The 17,874-nt window shown below is 35.0% G+C and carries 24 protein-coding genes; 8 read left to right on the top strand and 16 right to left on the bottom strand.

The features are described 5' to 3' along the window. Nucleotides 1-108: 108 nt before the first annotated feature. From gcvPB to gcvT, 3 genes are read right to left on the bottom strand one after another with little or no spacing between them, the layout of a single operon-like run. Complete coding sequence (gene gcvPB / locus K5S59_RS05975) at nt 109-1,584, bottom strand: aminomethyl-transferring glycine dehydrogenase subunit 2 (protein ID WP_000795693.1); 1,476 nt, start codon at nt 1,582-1,584, stop codon at nt 109-111. Next, nucleotides 1,581-2,924: an aminomethyl-transferring glycine dehydrogenase subunit 1 gene (gene gcvPA / locus K5S59_RS05970; protein ID WP_000903236.1), complete on the bottom strand. Its 1,344-nt coding sequence runs from the start codon at nt 2,922-2,924 to the stop codon at nt 1,581-1,583. Before gcvPA ends, gcvPB begins: the two co-directional genes overlap by 4 nt. A gap of 20 nt (nt 2,925-2,944) precedes the next feature. Then, entirely contained in the window at nt 2,945-4,045 is a 1,101-nt protein-coding gene (gene gcvT / locus K5S59_RS05965; RefSeq protein WP_000631760.1) for a glycine cleavage system aminomethyltransferase GcvT, read from the bottom strand. Between the two features lie 392 nt (nt 4,046-4,437). On the opposite strand from gcvT, the gene K5S59_RS05960 reads away from it, so the two are divergent. Together K5S59_RS05960 and K5S59_RS05955 are read left to right on the top strand one after the other, a co-directional pair. Next, the gene (locus K5S59_RS05960) at nt 4,438-6,120 is read left to right on the top strand and encodes a DEAD/DEAH box helicase (protein WP_001100050.1); all 1,683 of its coding nucleotides are present in this window, start codon (nt 4,438-4,440) and stop codon (nt 6,118-6,120) included. Then, nucleotides 6,107-6,901 carry a YqhG family protein gene (locus tag K5S59_RS05955; protein ID WP_001183979.1) on the top strand — a complete coding sequence of 265 codons (795 nt, stop codon included), beginning with the start codon at nt 6,107-6,109 and terminating at the stop codon, nt 6,899-6,901. Before K5S59_RS05960 ends, K5S59_RS05955 begins: the two co-directional genes overlap by 14 nt. A gap of 35 nt (nt 6,902-6,936) precedes the next feature. On the opposite strand, the gene K5S59_RS30095 is transcribed toward K5S59_RS05955, so the two are convergent. Then, entirely contained in the window at nt 6,937-7,068 is a 132-nt protein-coding gene (locus tag K5S59_RS30095) for a hypothetical protein (protein ID WP_000064662.1), read from the bottom strand. A gap of 97 nt (nt 7,069-7,165) precedes the next feature. Continuing rightward, nucleotides 7,166-7,393, bottom strand: a complete 228-nt coding sequence (locus K5S59_RS05950) for a hypothetical protein (protein WP_000032702.1) — start codon at nt 7,391-7,393, stop codon at nt 7,166-7,168. Nucleotides 7,394-7,466: 73 nt separating this feature from the next. Here K5S59_RS05950 and K5S59_RS05945 point away from each other — a divergent pair, with 73 nt between their 5' ends. Both K5S59_RS05945 and K5S59_RS05940 read left to right on the top strand, forming a co-directional pair. Beyond that, nucleotides 7,467-7,583: a hypothetical protein gene (locus K5S59_RS05945; RefSeq protein ID WP_003279814.1), complete on the top strand. Its 117-nt coding sequence runs from the start codon at nt 7,467-7,469 to the stop codon at nt 7,581-7,583. Between the two features lie 140 nt (nt 7,584-7,723). After that, nucleotides 7,724-8,356 carry a VC0807 family protein gene (locus K5S59_RS05940; protein WP_001073110.1) on the top strand — a complete coding sequence of 211 codons (633 nt, stop codon included), beginning with the start codon at nt 7,724-7,726 and terminating at the stop codon, nt 8,354-8,356. Nucleotides 8,357-8,423: 67 nt separating this feature from the next. Here the strand turns inward: K5S59_RS05940 and K5S59_RS05935 are convergent, their stop codons facing one another. The 10 genes from K5S59_RS05935 to comGA all read right to left on the bottom strand — a co-directional run bounded on the left by K5S59_RS05935 (nt 8,424) and on the right by comGA (nt 14,037). Further along, nucleotides 8,424-8,624, bottom strand: a complete 201-nt coding sequence (locus K5S59_RS05935) for a YqzE family protein (protein WP_000106076.1) — start codon at nt 8,622-8,624, stop codon at nt 8,424-8,426. 38 nt (nt 8,625-8,662) lie between these two features. Next, a complete protein-coding gene (locus K5S59_RS05930) occupies nt 8,663-9,160 on the bottom strand; it encodes a shikimate kinase (protein ID WP_000836636.1) in 498 nt (165 codons plus the stop codon). Nucleotides 9,161-9,278: 118 nt separating this feature from the next. Further along, nucleotides 9,279-9,929, bottom strand: a complete 651-nt coding sequence (locus K5S59_RS05925) for a 2OG-Fe(II) oxygenase (protein WP_000183843.1) — start codon at nt 9,927-9,929, stop codon at nt 9,279-9,281. 174 nt (nt 9,930-10,103) lie between these two features. Further along, nucleotides 10,104-10,475, bottom strand: a complete 372-nt coding sequence (gene comGG, locus K5S59_RS05920; protein ID WP_001231184.1) for a competence type IV pilus minor pilin ComGG — start codon at nt 10,473-10,475, stop codon at nt 10,104-10,106. Continuing rightward, complete coding sequence (comGF, locus tag K5S59_RS05915) at nt 10,472-10,942, bottom strand: competence type IV pilus minor pilin ComGF (protein ID WP_000923090.1); 471 nt, start codon at nt 10,940-10,942, stop codon at nt 10,472-10,474. Before comGF ends, comGG begins: the two co-directional genes overlap by 4 nt. After that, nucleotides 10,912-11,214 carry a competence type IV pilus minor pilin ComGE gene (gene comGE, locus K5S59_RS05910; protein ID WP_000829515.1) on the bottom strand — a complete coding sequence of 101 codons (303 nt, stop codon included), beginning with the start codon at nt 11,212-11,214 and terminating at the stop codon, nt 10,912-10,914. The genes comGF and comGE overlap by 31 nt, the downstream gene beginning before the upstream one ends. Next, on the bottom strand, nt 11,207-11,662 hold the full coding sequence (gene comGD / locus K5S59_RS05905; protein WP_120450867.1) for a comG operon protein ComGD: 456 nt from the start codon (nt 11,660-11,662) through the stop codon (nt 11,207-11,209). Before comGD ends, comGE begins: the two co-directional genes overlap by 8 nt. Beyond that, entirely contained in the window at nt 11,659-11,958 is a 300-nt protein-coding gene (gene comGC / locus K5S59_RS05900; protein WP_001178679.1) for a competence type IV pilus major pilin ComGC, read from the bottom strand. Before comGC ends, comGD begins: the two co-directional genes overlap by 4 nt. A gap of 11 nt (nt 11,959-11,969) precedes the next feature. Then, nucleotides 11,970-13,001 carry a competence type IV pilus assembly protein ComGB gene (gene comGB, locus K5S59_RS05895; protein WP_000476187.1) on the bottom strand — a complete coding sequence of 344 codons (1,032 nt, stop codon included), beginning with the start codon at nt 12,999-13,001 and terminating at the stop codon, nt 11,970-11,972. After that, a complete protein-coding gene (gene comGA, locus K5S59_RS05890; RefSeq protein WP_001013202.1) occupies nt 12,994-14,037 on the bottom strand; it encodes a competence protein ComGA in 1,044 nt (347 codons plus the stop codon). Before comGA ends, comGB begins: the two co-directional genes overlap by 8 nt. Nucleotides 14,038-14,242: 205 nt before the next feature. Here comGA and K5S59_RS05885 point away from each other — a divergent pair, with 205 nt between their 5' ends. The 3 genes from K5S59_RS05885 to K5S59_RS05875 all read left to right on the top strand — a co-directional run bounded on the left by K5S59_RS05885 (nt 14,243) and on the right by K5S59_RS05875 (nt 16,808). Then, on the top strand, nt 14,243-14,938 hold the full coding sequence (locus K5S59_RS05885) for a helix-turn-helix transcriptional regulator (RefSeq protein WP_097843949.1): 696 nt from the start codon (nt 14,243-14,245) through the stop codon (nt 14,936-14,938). A gap of 125 nt (nt 14,939-15,063) precedes the next feature. After that, nucleotides 15,064-15,306, top strand: a complete 243-nt coding sequence (locus tag K5S59_RS05880; protein ID WP_000440714.1) for a DUF2626 domain-containing protein — start codon at nt 15,064-15,066, stop codon at nt 15,304-15,306. A gap of 107 nt (nt 15,307-15,413) precedes the next feature. Then, on the top strand, nt 15,414-16,808 hold the full coding sequence (locus K5S59_RS05875; RefSeq protein WP_001094339.1) for an L-cystine transporter: 1,395 nt from the start codon (nt 15,414-15,416) through the stop codon (nt 16,806-16,808). Nucleotides 16,809-17,023: 215 nt separating this feature from the next. On the opposite strand, the gene K5S59_RS05870 is transcribed toward K5S59_RS05875, so the two are convergent. Then, a complete protein-coding gene (locus K5S59_RS05870) occupies nt 17,024-17,239 on the bottom strand; it encodes a DUF3912 family protein (RefSeq protein ID WP_001008329.1) in 216 nt (71 codons plus the stop codon). A 252-nt stretch (nt 17,240-17,491) separates the two neighbouring features. Between K5S59_RS05870 and K5S59_RS05865 the strand changes: the two genes are divergently transcribed. Further along, a complete protein-coding gene (locus tag K5S59_RS05865) occupies nt 17,492-17,803 on the top strand; it encodes a hypothetical protein (protein ID WP_001093241.1) in 312 nt (103 codons plus the stop codon). Nucleotides 17,804-17,874 lie beyond the last annotated feature (71 nt).

Raw genomic sequence — 17,874 nt, 5'->3', positions numbered from 1 at the left:
TGGGGGATTTTTGTTCATCCCGATTGATTATCAGCCCGCAAATCGCGGGACAAATTCTCCATACAAAAAAAGAACCCGCATATAGCGAGTTCTTCTTTTGTTATCTAATCAAACTTGTACAGGAGCTAGCTTTTCATAACGTAAAACTGGTTTACGAGCAGCCAATGTTTCATCCAAACGTTTAATTACCGTTGTATGTGGCGCTTCTTGTACAACTTCAGGATTTTCTTCTACTTCTTTAGCAATTTGAATCATCTTATCAATGAAACCGTCTAATGTTTCTTTTGATTCTGTTTCTGTCGGCTCAATCATAATGCATTCTTCCACATTTAATGGGAAGTAAATTGTTGGTGGATGGTAACCGAAATCAAGCAGGCGTTTTGCAATATCTAATGTACGTACACCAAGTTTCTTTTGACGACGACCTGATAATACAAACTCATGCTTACAATGTCTATCGAATGGAAGATCATAGAATGGTGCTAGTCTTCTCATCATATAGTTCGCATTTAATACCGCATACTCCGTTACTGCACGTAGTCCATCTGGACCCATAGAACGAATGTATGTGTATGCACGAACGTTAATTCCGAAGTTACCATAGAATGGTTTTACGCGCCCAATTGCTTCTGGACGATCATAGTTAAAGCGATAGCCATTTTCTGTTTTCTCTAAAATCGGTTTTGGTAAGTACGGAATTAAATCTGCTTTCACACCTACTGGACCAGAACCTGGGCCACCGCCGCCGTGAGGACCTGTAAATGTTTTATGAAGGTTTAAATGCACAACGTCAAATCCCATATCTCCTGGGCGCGCTTGGCTTAATACCGCATTTAAGTTTGCACCATCATAGTATAATTTACCGCCTGCGTTATGGACGATTTCTGCCATTTCTAAAATATTTTCTTCGAATAGACCTAATGTATTAGGATTTGTTAACATAAGTGCTGCTGTTTCTTCGTTTACAACACGTTTTAAATCTTCTAAGTCAACAAGACCATGTTCATTTGATTTTACTGTAATTGTTTCAAAACCAGCTACAGTTGCAGATGCTGGATTCGTTCCGTGAGCAGAGTCAGGAACAATTACTTTCGTACGGTTAAAGTCACCATTTGCTTCATGGTATGCACGAATTAACATTAAGCCTGTCCATTCTCCGTGTGCACCAGCTGCTGGTTGTAATGTAACAGTATCCATACCTGTAATTTCAATTAAATGCTCTTGTAAGTCGTACATTAATTCCATTGCACCTTGTACTGTCTTTTCGTCTTGTAACGGATGAATATTTGCAAATCCTGCGAAACGAGCTACATTCTCATTAATTTTCGGATTATATTTCATCGTACAAGATCCAAGTGGATAGAATCCAGAATCAACACCGTGGTTACGGTTTGAAAGTGCTGTATAGTGGCGCATAATATCAAGTTCAGATACTTCTGGTAGCTCTGCATCTTCTACTCGAATATAATCGCTCTCAAACACGTCTTCTAGTTTCACTTCTTCTACATCTAATTTTGGTAGGCTATATCCTATGCGTCCTTCTTTACTCACTTCAAAGATAAGTGCTTGGTCTTGGTTCTTCATTGGATAGCCCCCATTTCGTTTACAAGTGTGTCAATTTCCTCTTTTGTACGAAGCTCAGTTACTGCTACAAGCATATGGTTTTCATGCTCTTTATAATCACGGCCTAGGTCGTAACCACCGATAATATTCTTTTGTAATAATGCATCGTTTACTTCTTTCACTGGACGCTTGCAATCTACAACAAACTCATTGAAGAATGGTCCAGCAAATGTTACAGTGAAGCCTTTCGCTTCAAATTGACGTTTTGCATATTGTGCTTTAGAAATATTTTGACGTGCCATTTCTTTCACACCTTGTTTACCAAGTGCCGTCATTGCAACTGATGCTGCTAATGCATTTAACGCTTGGTTTGAACAAATGTTAGACGTCGCTTTGTCACGGCGAATATGCTGTTCACGCGCTTGTAACGTTAATACAAACCCACGTTTACCATCTGAATCTACAGTTTGTCCAACAAGACGCCCTGGAATTTTACGCATAAATGCTTTCGTTGTTGCAAAGTAACCACAGTGTGGTCCACCAAACTGCGTTGGAATACCAAATGGTTGTGCATCACCAATTACAACATCAGCACCAAATTTTCCTGGTGGTGTTAATGCGCCTAATGATAATGGATTTGAAGAAACGATAAATAATGATTTTTGTTGATGAACGATTTTTTCAATATCAGCTAATTTTTCAACTTGTCCGAAGAAGTTTGGATATTGAACGATTACACAAGCAACTGTATCATCTACTTCACTTTGTAATACGTCTAAATCTGTTACACCATCTTTATGATTAATTTCAACAACTTCAAGATGTTGACCTTTTGCATATGTTTCAAGTACTGCTCTTGATTCTGGATGAACTGCACTAGACACAAGAATTTTCTTTTTACGAGTATGGCCAGCTGCTAGCATTGCCGCTTCAGCTAAAGCTGTACCGCCATCGTACATAGAAGAGTTCGCTACATCCATTCCTGTTAATTCACAAATCATTGTTTGGAATTCAAAGATTGCTTGTAATTCCCCTTGTGAAATTTCTGGTTGGTATGGCGTGTAAGCTGTATAAAATTCTGAGCGAGAGATAACGTGATCTACAATTACTGGAGCGTAATGATCGTATACGCCTGCTCCTAAGAAAGAAGCGTATTCTTTTAAGTTAGCATTTTTACTAGCCATTTGAGATAACTCTTTTAACAGCTCTGGCTCTGATTTTGCTTCTTTAATTTTTAAATCCCCTTTAAAACGAACACTCTCTGGAATATCAGAGAATAACTCATCGATCGTTTGAACGCCGATCGTTTGTAACATTTCTTTTTTGTCTTCTTCTGTCATTGGAAGATAACGATGCAACATGAAATCTACCCCTCTCCCCGTTACTTTGAACGTTTATAAAATGGTGTTGGAACAACTACTGCTTTGACGCGTTTATTACGAATTTCAATTTCTACTTCTGTATCAACTGCTGCGTATTTTACATCAATTAGTGCTAAACCAATGCTTTTCTTTAACGTTGGAGATTGTGTACCACTCGTTACTTCCCCGATTTTTTCTTCTCCAATAAATACAGGGTAATGTGTACGAGGAATTCCACGTTCGATTACTTCGATGCCGACTAACTTACGAGGCGCACCGTTTTCTTTTTGCTCTTTTAACGTTTCTTTTCCAAAGAAGTCTGCTTCTTTATTTGGTTTTACCGCAAAGCCAATTCCAGCTTCAATCGGTGTAATATCTTTTGATAATTCTTGGCCATAAAGTGGTAATGTAGCTTCGAAGCGAAGTGTATCACGAGCACCTAAACCACATGCTTTTAAGCCTTCTTCTGCTCCAACTTCAAGAAGTTTCTCCCAAAGTTTTGCAGCATCTTCACTCTTACAGTAAATTTCAAATCCATCTTCACCTGTGTAACCCGTACGAGATACAAGTGCTGGAATTCCATCTACAAGAATATCGTTTTTAAATTTAAAGAACTTAATTTCTTTCAAATCTTCTGACACAACTTTTTGTAAAATGCCTTCTGCTTTTGGTCCTTGAATTGCAAGCTGTGCAACTTCACTAGAAACATTGACTACTTTCGCATCGCCAATTACATGGCTAGCTAACCATTCGTAATCTTTCTCGATATTTGATGCATTGATTACTAATAAATAGTCTTCTTCACCACGTTTGTAGATTAATAAATCATCTACTGTACCACCATTTTCGTAGCACATAGCTGTATATTGTGCGCCTCCTACCTTTAAGGTAGAAACGTCATTTGTAACAACACGTTGTAAAAATGCTAAACTATCTACACCTTTTACCTCAACTTCTCCCATATGAGACACATCGAACAAACCTGCCGCTGTACGTACAGCTTCATGTTCTTCTTTAATGCTTGAAAATTGAACTGGTAATTCCCAACCACCGAAGTCGATTGTTTTCCCACCATACTTCGCGTATACATCAAATAACGGTGTACGTTGTAATGTAATCATGCTCTCTCCCCCTTATGCTTTGACAAATCAATAAAAGTTGCTCGCCATATCTAAACATTTTCACTCTGAAAAGATAGGATATACGGAATCTCCTTATATTTTTTTATGAAAGCGTAAATAAAAAATCACTTTCTTGGATAAAATACGAAAGATTCCACACATTTCACACCATTATCCTAACATTATTCGCTATATTTCATCAATATTCTAGCATAAAAAATAATTTAGAATTTTTTATTCTTAATCTAATTAAATACAACTTTCAAAATTTAGCCCTTTATCTTTGCCTATTCTTTAACTTTTAGTATGTGTAATAACGCCTTATTACAAGGCTTATATAATAAAGATTTTTTTAATAATTACTTTAGTTTATAAAAGGTGGGAGAGTCGTAATGAATGTCGATATTTCCGTAGATCGAACGTGGCAAAACAATTTTTTAAATAGAGTTGACGAAGATGGCCCTTGGACAAACTGGGATTTATATCATTTAGCTTATAAAACAGAAAAATCGTTACTTGTTCCTACTTTCGATGGATTACAAGCACCGAAGCATTTATCTCATTTCACACCACTTCCGCATCAATTAGAAGTCGCTCAAAATGTCATTGAACAAATGAATGGCAAAGCGATACTAGCAGATGAAGTGGGACTTGGGAAAACAATTGAAGCTGGGCTTATTTTAAAAGAATATATGGTCCGCGGCCTTGTGAAAAAAGTACTTATACTCGTCCCTGCCTCTCTCGTATCACAATGGGCATACGAACTAAATACAAAGTTTTTCATTCCAGCTGTAGCCCAAAAGAAAAGCTATTCATGGGAACAAGCCGATGTGATTGTATCATCAATTGATACTGCAAAACGTTCACCGCATCGTGATATCGTTTTGAACTTAGAATATGACCTTATTATTATCGATGAAGCACATAAACTTAAAAATAATAAAACAAAAAACTATGAATTTGCACAGCGATTAAAAAAGAAATTTTGCTTATTATTAACTGCTACTCCTGTCCAAAATAAGATTGATGAAATTTTCAACCTTGTTTCTTTATTAAAACCAGGACATTTAGGCAATCAATCCAACTTTGAAGAATATTACGCTTCAAAAAATCGTTCAGCCGAATCTGATGAAGATTTAAAAGCTCTTATTAATAAAGTAATGGTCCGAAATCGCCGGCATAATACCGGAATTGATTGGCCAAAGAGACATGTACGTACAATTTTCGTTGAGTTTAATGAAGAAGAGCAAGCTTTGTATAACGGGATTGAAAATTGGCGAGGACAAGACGCCTTCACATCCGCTTTCTCATCGTTAACTTTAAAACGAGAAGCTTGTAGTAGTCGTGAGGCTGTGTACTATTCATTAAAAAAACATGTAGAAAAACGTCAGAAGGAAAATGAGCATTACATAAAAGACCCGCATATTGATGTGCTAATGGACAAAATTAATCATATTCCTTTCAATTCAAAGGCGAATAAAGCTCTTGAGCTTATAAAAGAAATTGACGATAAAGTCGTCATCTTCACAGAATATCGAGCATCACAAATGTACTTACAATGGTTTTTACAACAACACGGCATTTCTTCCGTTCCATTCCGCGGCGGATTTAAACGTGGGAAGAAAGACTGGATGAAGGAGCTTTTCCAAAACCACGCACAAGTATTAATTGCAACTGAAGCTGGTGGTGAAGGGATTAACTTACAATTTTGTAGCCATATGATCAATTATGATTTGCCATGGAATCCAATGCGCCTTGAACAAAGAATCGGACGTATTCACCGTCTTGGTCAAAAGAATGATGTTCATATTTATAACTTAGCTACAAAACACACTGTTGAAGAACATATTTTGAAACTGTTATATGAAAAAATCAATTTATTTGAGCGTGTTATCGGGGAACTTGATGAAATTTTAACGAGAATTAATATGAAAAACATCGACGCGCACATTCAAGAAATATTTGCGCAGTCAAAAAGCGAAGGAGAAATCCGAATTAAGATGGAAAACTTAACATCTATTATCGACTTCGCCAAACGAAATGAAGCTGAGGTGCAAGGCTATGCAGCAACATGAAATTCATAATTACTTATACAATTTTTTCGAGGCGAATAACTGTGAAATTTTACAGCGCTCCCCTCATCTATTAGATGTGCAGTTAACAATTGAGATGGATAAATTATTAATGAATCGCCCTTTTTATTGGCACTATCTTGAGAAAACAGGAGGCGTACCGAATCCGATGCGCCTTACTCTTATTACAAATCCAGAAAATGAAGAAAACGATGGCGAGCTTATTCACTACGGTTCACCACGTCTTCATCAAATTTTCCAAACGACAAAAGAATTAGGCTCTTACATACGTTTATATGAGGATGTACGGCATAGCGGGGCAACGCATACACCGCTCCATCCGTGGCTCGGTGTAAATATTAAAGTTTCCTATCAATGTGATCGAAAAAAAGACATCCTTCACTCCATTGGGATTCATCTCATTTCTGGCACAATGATCGCAAACTTTCATGAAACATTAGCTAAAATTAAACTTACACCGAAAATACCTGACTTTTGTTTTACGCTCTCGCCTATCATTAAACCGCAAAGCGGTTTACAACGTATAGAGGATGCTTTAAAGAATATTATTGCGGAAGATGACCATACGTGGGCGAAAGAAGCAAGAGTGCGCTGGAATCATGATTTAGACCTTTTAAATCGTTTTTATGAAGAAAGTGATGAACTTCCCGAAAGCTATGAAATTGAAAAACAAGCACTGCAAGAACAATACGAGCCACGTATTACAGTGCAAATTATTAACGGTGGACTTTTTTATGTTACCGCAAACCATTTTCTATCTTAAAAAGCCCCTTCTGTTTTAGAAGGAGCTTTTTTGAGTTATCCTCTATCGCCATTACGCCCTTGTTGTTTTTGCTTTGCCATACGTTTTTGATGCGCACGATCCTTTGCACTCACATGATTTGCATCAGTTGGAAGGTTTTCTTTTGAACGGCCAATTCCATTACTCATTTGTCCCACTCCTTCTTATGTCTTTCAAAATACATCCTTATTTTCAGCTAGAAATACAATCCTTATACAAAAAAATAAGAGCAGCCATTGGCTACTCTTACTCGCTCACGTATTTTTGAAACATATCATGGATGCCTTTATTTACTAGGTTCGAGATCTGCTCGTCAGATTTATTCGGATAACGATCACGCAATCTGATAGATGCCTTCACCATTAAATTTTCTAATACAGAACGGCCACCTTCTCCATAAATAATTTCAGCATATTTAACAAGCCTTCCATCCTCTACTGTTGCTGGATTATGATTGAAGAAAAATTTACTCATTGTCTCCACCTCTCTCTTTTGATAACGTTTACATTTATATAGATTATTTATGTTATTTATTTCACAATATTGTATGCATGTATATTTAATTAGTTTCATTATAAAGCAACATATCGATAGTAAATATGTGATTTTCCGTCCATTTTGTGAACAAACTAAAAATGAAAGCGTTTCCTTTATTATATACTAAAAAAACTTACTACGCTAGGGGCAATTTTTTCAATCTACTAATCCCTCAAAAAACGATATATTTTTTCTTTTCCCATTAAACCTTATACAATTTTCAGAAATTATATTATAAAATATATGTATGACTTAAGGAGGCCCTATATGAATCAAAATAAAAAAGCTATATTAGATCTTGTCTTTTATCTCGTAATCCCATTCCTCATTTGGAAATTTGCAAAACCTTATATCGATCCTTATTACGCGATGTTACTTTCCTCTGTTCCGGGGATTATTTATACACTGTATACCTTTAAAAAAGAAAAACAGTTTAACGTAACAGGGTTCTTTATTTTAATTACACTCATTTCTAATACAACGGTAGACCTATTATCCGGATCAGCTGAACGCATGTTATGGAACGATGCGTATTATCACATCGTACTAGGTATTATCGTTATATGTACCATTTTTATAAAAAAACCACTTATGTTATATTTCGCAGCAGATATTGCAGCACTACAAGGCCATGACCGTGATAAAAGTCGTGAACTGTATCGTGATAGTCGTATCTATCCAGCATTACAATATTTAACGCTATTTTTCGGGCTACAATTTATATTAAAAAGCTTCTTAAAAATTTATTTCATCTCTGTTTTCGGTGTAGATGGCTATGGTGAAATGAGAGCGATTATGACCGCTGTTGGATGGGGCATTTCTATTTGTATCGGAATTGGATTTGTTTGGGTAAACAACAAAATACATGCCGTTACAGAAGAAAAAGAATCCGTACAGTAAATAAAAATCCCCTAGTAGCATCATACTACTAGGGGATTTTTATTTTGCTACACATATTAAGAAATCGTTAACTTGATTTTTTTCTTTTATCTTTTACGTTTCGATAAAACAAAGCAGCACTTAGCGGCATAACACCAAACCACTTATTCATAAATGGCTCTTTTTCAGCACGGCGTTGTTCTTTCTTTTGTTTACGATCTGCTTTTGGAGCATCCATATACGACACAAACTGCTGTGTCACAAAGCGAACATAATCATTAGTAGACATATTATCATCACCTCTACTTGATTAGTATGTCCACTTTTTTATTGATTAATCTTTTCTTTGAATTCCTTCATAATTTGCTTTACAGACTTATTCGTCGTATCGATATGAATATGAGCCTCTTCATAATAAGCTCGGCGCGATTCAAATTTTGCCACAAATGCCTCTATATCTTTCTTCTGAAATAGTGGCCGTGTCGTATCTTCACGAAGTCTTTCTGCAATTACATGTGGATCACAATATAAATACACGACAGTTCCATTTTCCTTCATCCACTTTCGGTTTTCCTCTCGTTCAATGATTCCGCCACCAGTTGTAATAATTACATTACAACTCGGTAGTGAACGTAACATTTCACTTTCATATTCCCGAAAAGCCATTTCGCCTTCTTCAGCAAAAATATCACGAACTGCCTTCTCCTGCTTCTCTTCAATTTTTTGGTCTGTATCGACAACATCCATATGAAGTTCTTTACTTAACGCTTTTCCAATTGTTGTTTTCCCAGCTCCCATATAACCGGTTATGTATATAGATTTCATGTTCGTTCCTCTCAATCATCCGTTATTATTTGTTATTATAACGAATGATTACATTATTTAATAAAAAAACGTTTTGTTCTTCTTATAAAATGAAGAACAAAACGTTTCATACACGCTTTTACTTATAAGCGCCTCTTCTTACCCACTGCGTTGCAATCCATTTCTCACCTTTCGTTACAGGTGCCCCTCCGTGTAACGTAAGCTCATTTAATGATTGGTCTTGATAAAAATACTCAAAGTATACTGCCATTCCCTTTCTAGGGTGCACAGAAAGATTTAATTTAGGAAAGAACGTTTCTCCACCTTCTTCTACATCATTTAAGTACATGACAAGCGTACTAATACGATTATTAGCAGCTGATCTACTATGTTCTGCAAAATAATCATAATGCGCTTTATATTGTTGATCCACTTCATAATTTAAAATGTGTAATCCTTCTCCATGCGACGCAGGAACATTCATGATAGATGAAATTCGTTTTTCAATCTTCGTAGTCAGTTCATTATCGTCTAAAAATGCACCCTTACTCGTTCGAATATCATTTACATCACGTGATGAACCAACTTTGGAACGTGCTAACTTACTTTTAGACAATTCAATCAATTCACCACATTCTTCATCGCTTAATACATTTCCTAACACGACAATAAGAGGTTCTTCGAATTTTGAAATAATGTGTATTTCCCTATCTTCTGTCATAATTGCATTTCCTTTATGATCAAAAATAGTTTGTTCCTTATTTTCACCTATTTGATTGTTATTTGTCATTTCCCTATTCTCCCTAAAAAAATATGTTTGGATAGCTTGAATATATCATATTCTTTCTACCTTTCTCTTTTTTGAGAAAATTTAAACTTTCAATTGTTTTATTTATCCATTCCCTATAAAAAACAGCCTGTTTTAAAATGAGAAATTATGGTTTTTGTTCACACATTCAACATACTATCCTTCTATCCAATCGAATATTTTTTCATCCTTTTTTCTATACCGAAAGCTCACCTTATAGAAAACTTCCTGCTTTATTTTGCACTGCAACGAAACGAGAATATCATCTTTTTCAAAGACGTAATTTCCACTTGCTTCGCCCTTTTCATATTGAAAGAAAAATGTATCTTCCTTTTCTTTTTGCTGTAAATCCTGTTTTATATTTGTAATCGATCGATTTAGTAGTTCTTCCATTACAAACTTTTGCTCTATTTCAATATAAAATTTTTTATCTATAAGTAACATATTCGTTTCGTATACAAAGAACGAAGTTAATAATGCAAGAAAAATGATTGTTCCTGGCATCGTAAATCCATCTTGTTTTCTCATATATTTATTTCCATTGCGCTATACCTTACAGCTACACCTTCATATATTTTCCCGCTCATATCTTTCACATTTATTAAAAGCAAATGAGGTGTTACTTCATACGAAACCATTCCAACATTTTGTAATATAACTTCTCTTCCTCGCATATTTACTTTTCTTATCAGATGATTATTCAATTTTTCATACGTCACTTCATCTCCAGTGCGAAGACGGAAGCGCAAAAGATTATCTTTATTTTCAGGGACTATTTTTTCTACAAAAGATACTTCACGAAACTCTAACTGTACTTGTCCTAAAAACACATCCCATTCCCAATTATTTAATCCTTTTGATTGGTTGTTTTCTATTCCAATAAAATTTAAACGTGGCAAGAGTAAAAAGAACAGTGATAACAGAAAAAAACATACGATCATTTCTATTAATGTAAACCCAACTTCTAATTTATTTTCTCTCCTGCATAAAAGCATTGCTCCATCATTCTTCCTTTCACATCTTTCCACATAGCACAAACTTCATTTCCTCCCCAATATGTGTAATATACATTTCCATTTACGACTTTTTCTTGCTGTTGTTTCGCACCATTCTCATACATATATAAAGCTGCTTCTCTTTTTAATAATACAAATGCTTTATAACGAATTTGTATGTTTTTTCGTTCTTGCATAATCAATATTGTTTGCGGAAGTAGTAAAGACACTGCCATCATTACTATACTTAACGCTACAAGCATCTCAGCCATCACTGACCCTTTTTGACATTTCACGATACGTAAATCTCCCTCTTCCAAGCTGAAATACAATTTCATATTTATAACTTCGATACGAAAGTAAAATAGTACCACCTCTATTAATATTTCCACTCGGATTATATGTCATCGGATTTGGAAAAGTATTCAAATCAATTTGTATATCGCTATCATATTCTTTTTTAATAATAGTAAGATTCGTACTTAGCTCCCCTATATAATACGCATGTCTATCTTTATGCCATCGTAATGTATAGTGTTTTTGACGATTTATCGCTAATTGTTGCATATACAAAATATCATTTGAAAACTGTCTTAAAAATTGTTCGACTTTTTGTTTTTCATGTAATGAATGTACGTTAAAATACGTGACCATACTTAGTACAGAAATTGCAAATAGAACGAGTAGCATTTCTAAAAGAGTAAATCCTTTTTGTTTCACAGTTTCCCAGTTGTTACTGTGCCATCATTTGAAATATGAATGGATTCACCATTCGGGCACTTATCAGCTGTAATATATTTTTCATCCCTTAGCTCTTTTAGCGAGGGGATTTTATTATGTTGTAGTTGGTATACTTGTATTTGAGCTTCTATAGATTTCACATAGGCTTTACATCCTGTTCCTTCGACGGATGAACGCTGTGTGATTACATTCGGAATAATTAATAGTAATAATACAGTGATGATGACCATAACTAATAACATTTCTAAAAGGGTAAATCCTTCCTCATTCTGCATGTAAACACCTCCTAAATAGAATTCATCATTTGAAACATTGGCATAATCATCGCTAAATACATAAGAACGATCATTCCTCCAATACACGTAAATAAAATGGGTTGAATGATCACTAACATACGTTTAACTTTTTGCTCCATCTTTTCCATAATAAGATCGCTATAGTCACCTAATTCAATGGCCAAATTACCGTTTGCTTGTCCATGCGTAATAATATAAGAAAGTTCTTCCTCATAATATCCGCTTTTAGCAATAATAGATTGCAACGGTTCTCCCGCAATTAATTGGCGTTCAATTCGGCCCGCTTCATACTGAAAGAACGGATGATATTTTTGCTCCATCATTATTGTTAGAGCCTCCAGTACTGATAGTCCGCCGTGTAATAAACCGCTTAATTGAGTGGCGAAATAATGTGAATGCTTTAAAATAAGAAATGTTTTTACGAGGGGGATACGAAGTTTAATTTTTACCTGCTTCATATGCGGAAGTTTCCGAAAGTAAAATATATATACGCTACAACCAATCATAGCGATAAAAATAGCGCTAAAAATAAAATAGGGTAGTAGCTTAATTGCACTTAATATTTTTTCTGTAAATAACGATGCTGTAGAACCGAACGAACTATATACCATATCAACCTGCGGTAATAAAATACGGTTAAAAATCAAAATCATGATTATTAAAAAGAACGCCAAAAACATAGGATACTGCATTATTTTCATCATATCTTTCCTATACTTATCCTTTTTATAAAGAAGTGCGCTCCCTTGTTGCAATGCAAAAGAAATATCACCATGTTGCTCAGCATAAAATAAATAACTTAACATCTCCTGATGAAACTTTAATTGATGAAAAGAATCGTGTAGACTTTTTCCATCTTTTAATCCATCAATCATGCGCTGCAATTGTACTTTCTTTTCTAAAGGTAATTGAAACCGTAAAAATTCTAATGCCTGCAAAAGGGAGTATCCTTTTTCTAATAGTTCTCCTAATCGTTTCAGCAATACTACTTGATCACTTAAACTCCATATTTGCTTAAACATACACATCCTCTTCTAAAAATCCTAAAGCGTATCCTTTTCGTATCGAAGATTCTAATGTTTCGTGCTTGTATGTGACACATTCCCCGTTTGCTTCTTTAACCGCTTGTTTTAACTCATATCCATATAACAACTCATAAATACTCGCTTGTCTGACTTGCCTCATTGATTTACATAAAGTTGAGCACTTTCTTTTGCAAAACGGGCACTTCAATTCGACAAGTCGCTGTGCAGCTATAGCCAATAAAGATTGTTCAATTTCTTGCCTCGTTATACCAAAATCCATGAACCTGAGTATCGCCCCTTTCGCATCATTCGTATGCAGTGTCGTCATTACTAAATGTCCAGTCAAACTTGCTCTTATAGCAATTTTCGCTGTTTCTTCATCACGAATTTCACCGACTAAAATAATATCCGGATCATGACGTAAAATAGCCTTCAATCCCGCCTCATATGTGATACCTGCTTTTTCATTTATTTGAATTTGTAATACATCGTCATTTCTTTTTTCAACTGGATCTTCCAGCGTAACGATACGACGTGTTTTCTTTTTTCTAATGACCTCTAATAATGCATACATTGTTGTTGTCTTTCCAGAACCAGTTGGTCCAGTAAATACGAGTAACCCATGTGAATAGTGTAAAAAAGAGAGTAGTTTCTTCGCTGTACTTGGAAATAACGAAAGATGAGATAACGGCTGAATAGATGCTTGTAAATGAAGACGAATAACGAGACTTTCTTGATATACAGTTGGTAGCGTGGAAAGGCGTAAATATACTTCTTGCCCATCCATTTGTAAATACAGTGAACCATTTTGTGGCTTCCGCCTCTCCCCTATATCCATGGATGCTAAAAATTTAAAGTGTGAAACAAGTTTTTCTCCAAATTCCTTTTCGATACAATGTTTCATCATTAAATCTTTTCCTATACGTAGTTGAACCACTACATCCTTCTTCCGGGGCACAACATGTAAGTCCGACGCTTGTACCCTACACGCCTCTTTCAAAATCATATTCGCAAAACTTTCAATTCCATTCATCATTTTCCCCTCCCTACTATGTATATAGCATGAAAAAATTCATAAGAAAAATCGGTATTTTTGTATTTTCACTATAGAAAAAAGGGAAAATATGTTTGTGAAATTATGAACAATTTCCGAATTATTGTCTGAAATTACCTATATGAAAGTTTATCTGTATTATAATGTTATTATCTTGGATAAAGTGATAAAGGTGGAGATCCTCATGGAACAAGCTTTAAAAATTACTGGTGTATTATCTGACCCAACTCGTTATTACATTTATAAATATATTTCCCAAAAACATAGTTACGTAACTGTACAAGAAATTGCAGATGAGTTTGACATTCATCCAAACGTAGCGCGTTTACATTTATCTAAATTAGAAGATGTTCATATGCTGAAATCGGAAACGAAGAAAACTGGAAAAGGCGGACGACCAAGCAGATTATATGTATTATCTGAAGATGTGATTCAATTACAATTTCCATTCCGTGATTATCAATTGTTAGCAAGAATCGCATTTAATTCTTTACTTAGCCTTGGCGCTGCTGGTGAAAAAGCGCTATACGAAACTGGAAAACAATTTGGAGCCGAATTAATGCAACAACATATGCTGCGTTTAAATGTGAGTGAAGATGCTTTAACAGTGGAACAAAAAGTTCAAATTGCAAAAGAAGCTTTCTCAACAGCTGGCTTATCACCTGCATTTGAATTAAGTGCAGATGGAACGAAAATTTTCTATGATGTACACAATTGTCCATTTAAAGAAGTTGCTGTTCATCACCCAACTGAAATTTGTAATATGCACGGAGATATGATGAAAGGGATTTTTGAAATCCTATTCCCTAACACGGAATTAACACGAAATGATAGTCTACTAGATGGATGTAAATCTTGTAATTATAAACTAACAATTTAATTTCTCATATAAAAAGAAGCCATTTATAAATGGCTTCTTTTTATATGAACGAATATTTACAATAGTAAGAAAAATAAACTATAATGAGGTGAGGTTTACTTTTTTTAGAAAAGGAGGGAGATGGCATGGAGCGCATGTTTCGCGTTCTCGGCTTTTGGACTGGAATTTTCTCGGTTATGTTTTACGTAGGGGATATGCATTCGACCGCACTACTATTTTTAGGACAAACAGGATTCTTCGTACTTTTAAGCTATTTAAATTTAACAGAGCGTATGTATATATACGTATTTGGGGCATATTTAACTGTTTTCTTCATAGGATTTACATACTACACGACGTTTTTACTTGTCCCTGGGGCTGGACATTAAAAGATGGCATTTTGCCATCTTTTTTTTAATTCCGCAATTTCCTAGTTGACATATAGGTTTTATTACCTTATATTCTATATAACAGATTGGAATTAGGGGGAATCGACATGAATACACTGCTTGTCGGAATTAACGTTGCAGTCATGCTCATCTTAGTTGGCGTATTATATTATATGCAACGTAAGCATGTATCTTTTAATAAACGTGTATTTACTGCTTTAGGAGTCGGAATTATATTCGGTCTTATATTACAATTTATTTATGAACCAACTTCTAAAGTAATTATTGAATCAAATACTTGGTTTGGCTTGATCGGTAACGGTTATGTGAAATTACTTCAAATGATCGTTATGCCACTTATTTTAGTATCTATTATTTCAGCCTTTACAAAATTACAGTTAACGAAAAACCTTGGTAAAATTAGTGGTCTTATTATCGGAATTTTAATTCTTACTACAGGAATCGCTGCAGCTGTCGGTATCGCTGCAAGTGCAGGATTTGATGTATCAGCAACAGGGCTACAACAAGGTGATGCAGAATCTGCTCGTCTGAAGCTAGTTGAAGAAAGATTTACTTCTATTGAAAAAACAACAATTCCAGATAAATTATTAGAGCTATTGCCTACAAATCCGTTTCTTGATTTAACAGGTGCTCGTCCAACATCAACAATTTCTGTTGTCATATTTGCAGCCTTTATCGGTATCGCCTTTATAGGGGTAAAACGAAAATATCCAGAACAAGCAGAACTATTTAAGAAAATGCTTGATGCTGTATATGCAATCGTAATGCGTATGGTAACATTAATTTTACGTCTTACTCCATACGGCGTATTAGCTCTTATGGCAAAAACAGTTGCTGGTAGCGACATAAATGCTATTTTAAAACTTGGTAACTTCGTGTTAGCGTCTTACGTAGCACTTATCGTAATGTTCGTTATCCACTTATTATTAATTGCTCTATCTGGTTTAAATCCAATTCAATATTTAAAAAAGGTGTTCCCTGTATTAACATTTGCATTCACATCTCGCTCTAGTGCTGGTGCAATGCCATTAAATATTGAAGCGCAAAAAGAAAAGCTTGGTATTTCCGAAGGAATTGCCAACTTCGCAGCATCATTTGGAGTATCTATCGGACAAAACGGTTGCGCAGGTATTTATCCAGCAATGCTTGCAATGATGGTCGCTCCAACTGTAGGAATCGATCCATTACAACCACAATTTATTTTAACTTTAATCGCTGTCGTTGCTATTAGCTCATTCGGTGTTGCCGGTGTTGGTGGCGGTGCAACATTTGCAGCGTTAATCGTACTATCTACAATGAACTTACCAATCGGTATTGTCGCTCTTGTTATCTCAGTTGAACCATTAATCGATATGGGTCGTACAGCTCTTAACGTAAGTGGTTCTATGACAGCAGGTCTTATTTCTAGTAAATGGCTTGGTGAATTAGATCAAGATACGTACAATCAAGATGATACAAAAACTGGTGAAATTGCTTCATAATGAAAAGGACGCTAACAAAAACTGTTAGCGTCCTTTTTTAGTTCTTTTCATCTTCCTCTTTGTCTTTTATACATAAGTCATCAAATATTGTTTCACATACTATGTAAAATCTCGTTCTTTATACTTCATTTCCGTCTCCTTACACATAGAAAAAGAGAATACAATTACATATTCTCTTTTCTCAAATATATTTCATTATCTTACAGCCCGTCCTTTCACAAATAACCATTTTGTTCGCACCATTTATGAAATTGTCCTACGTCTACTCCAACTAACACGATATCCTTTAGGTCTACATCAATGATTTGTTCTCCAATTACAATAGCAAACTGTGATTCTAATTTTGTCTCGTTTTTCTTTACAATTCCAATTCGGTTCCGATGCGGTCCATCTTTTATATATGCTTTTTGTCCTACAATATCAAAGTTCAAGATTTTCACCTCTTTTACTGCGCTCAAATTGGAAATACGATCTCCACCTCGGAAAATTTCCTTTCATTGCACTATTTCTCTATATATATGACGAAACAATAAAAGAGTCCTTCCTTCTTTACAATTATTTTTTCTTTGTTTCATTTTTGTGATCGAAACGTAAAGTTTATAATAAAATACACTTGGAAGCGCTTTCTATGTAATTTTTTATGTTATACTATATGAGTAGAACTTCGTAAAGAGGGTTAAAAAATGAATACAAAAATGATAAAAAAAGTAATTGAAGCATTAAAAGTATATGGCTTTCAGAATGTATCATTCTGTGACAAAACGAAGCAATTTTTATTTCATAACGAAATGGATATTATGAGCGGCTATGCAGAAATAACATATAGTAGTCAATTTGAAAAATTCAACGTACAAATTCATCCGATTGAAACACATCACCAAGCAGAGTTGCAAGAGGTTGAAAGACATATACAGGCCTGTATAAGAAAAGTGGAATATTTAAACGCACTTCTTAGCGGACAGACAAAACTAGATGACAAAATTATTATAATGTAAAAAAAGAACGTGAGGATATCACGTTCTTTTTTTACATTATACGTTCATCTTTTCCTTTAGTTGTAATCCTG

Source organism: Bacillus sp. BML-BC051, assembly GCF_019656175.1.
In the GTDB taxonomy this organism is placed as follows: domain Bacteria; phylum Bacillota; class Bacilli; order Bacillales; family Bacillaceae_G; genus Bacillus_A; species Bacillus_A mobilis.
This window is presented reverse-complemented; position numbering and strand designations above follow the sequence as displayed.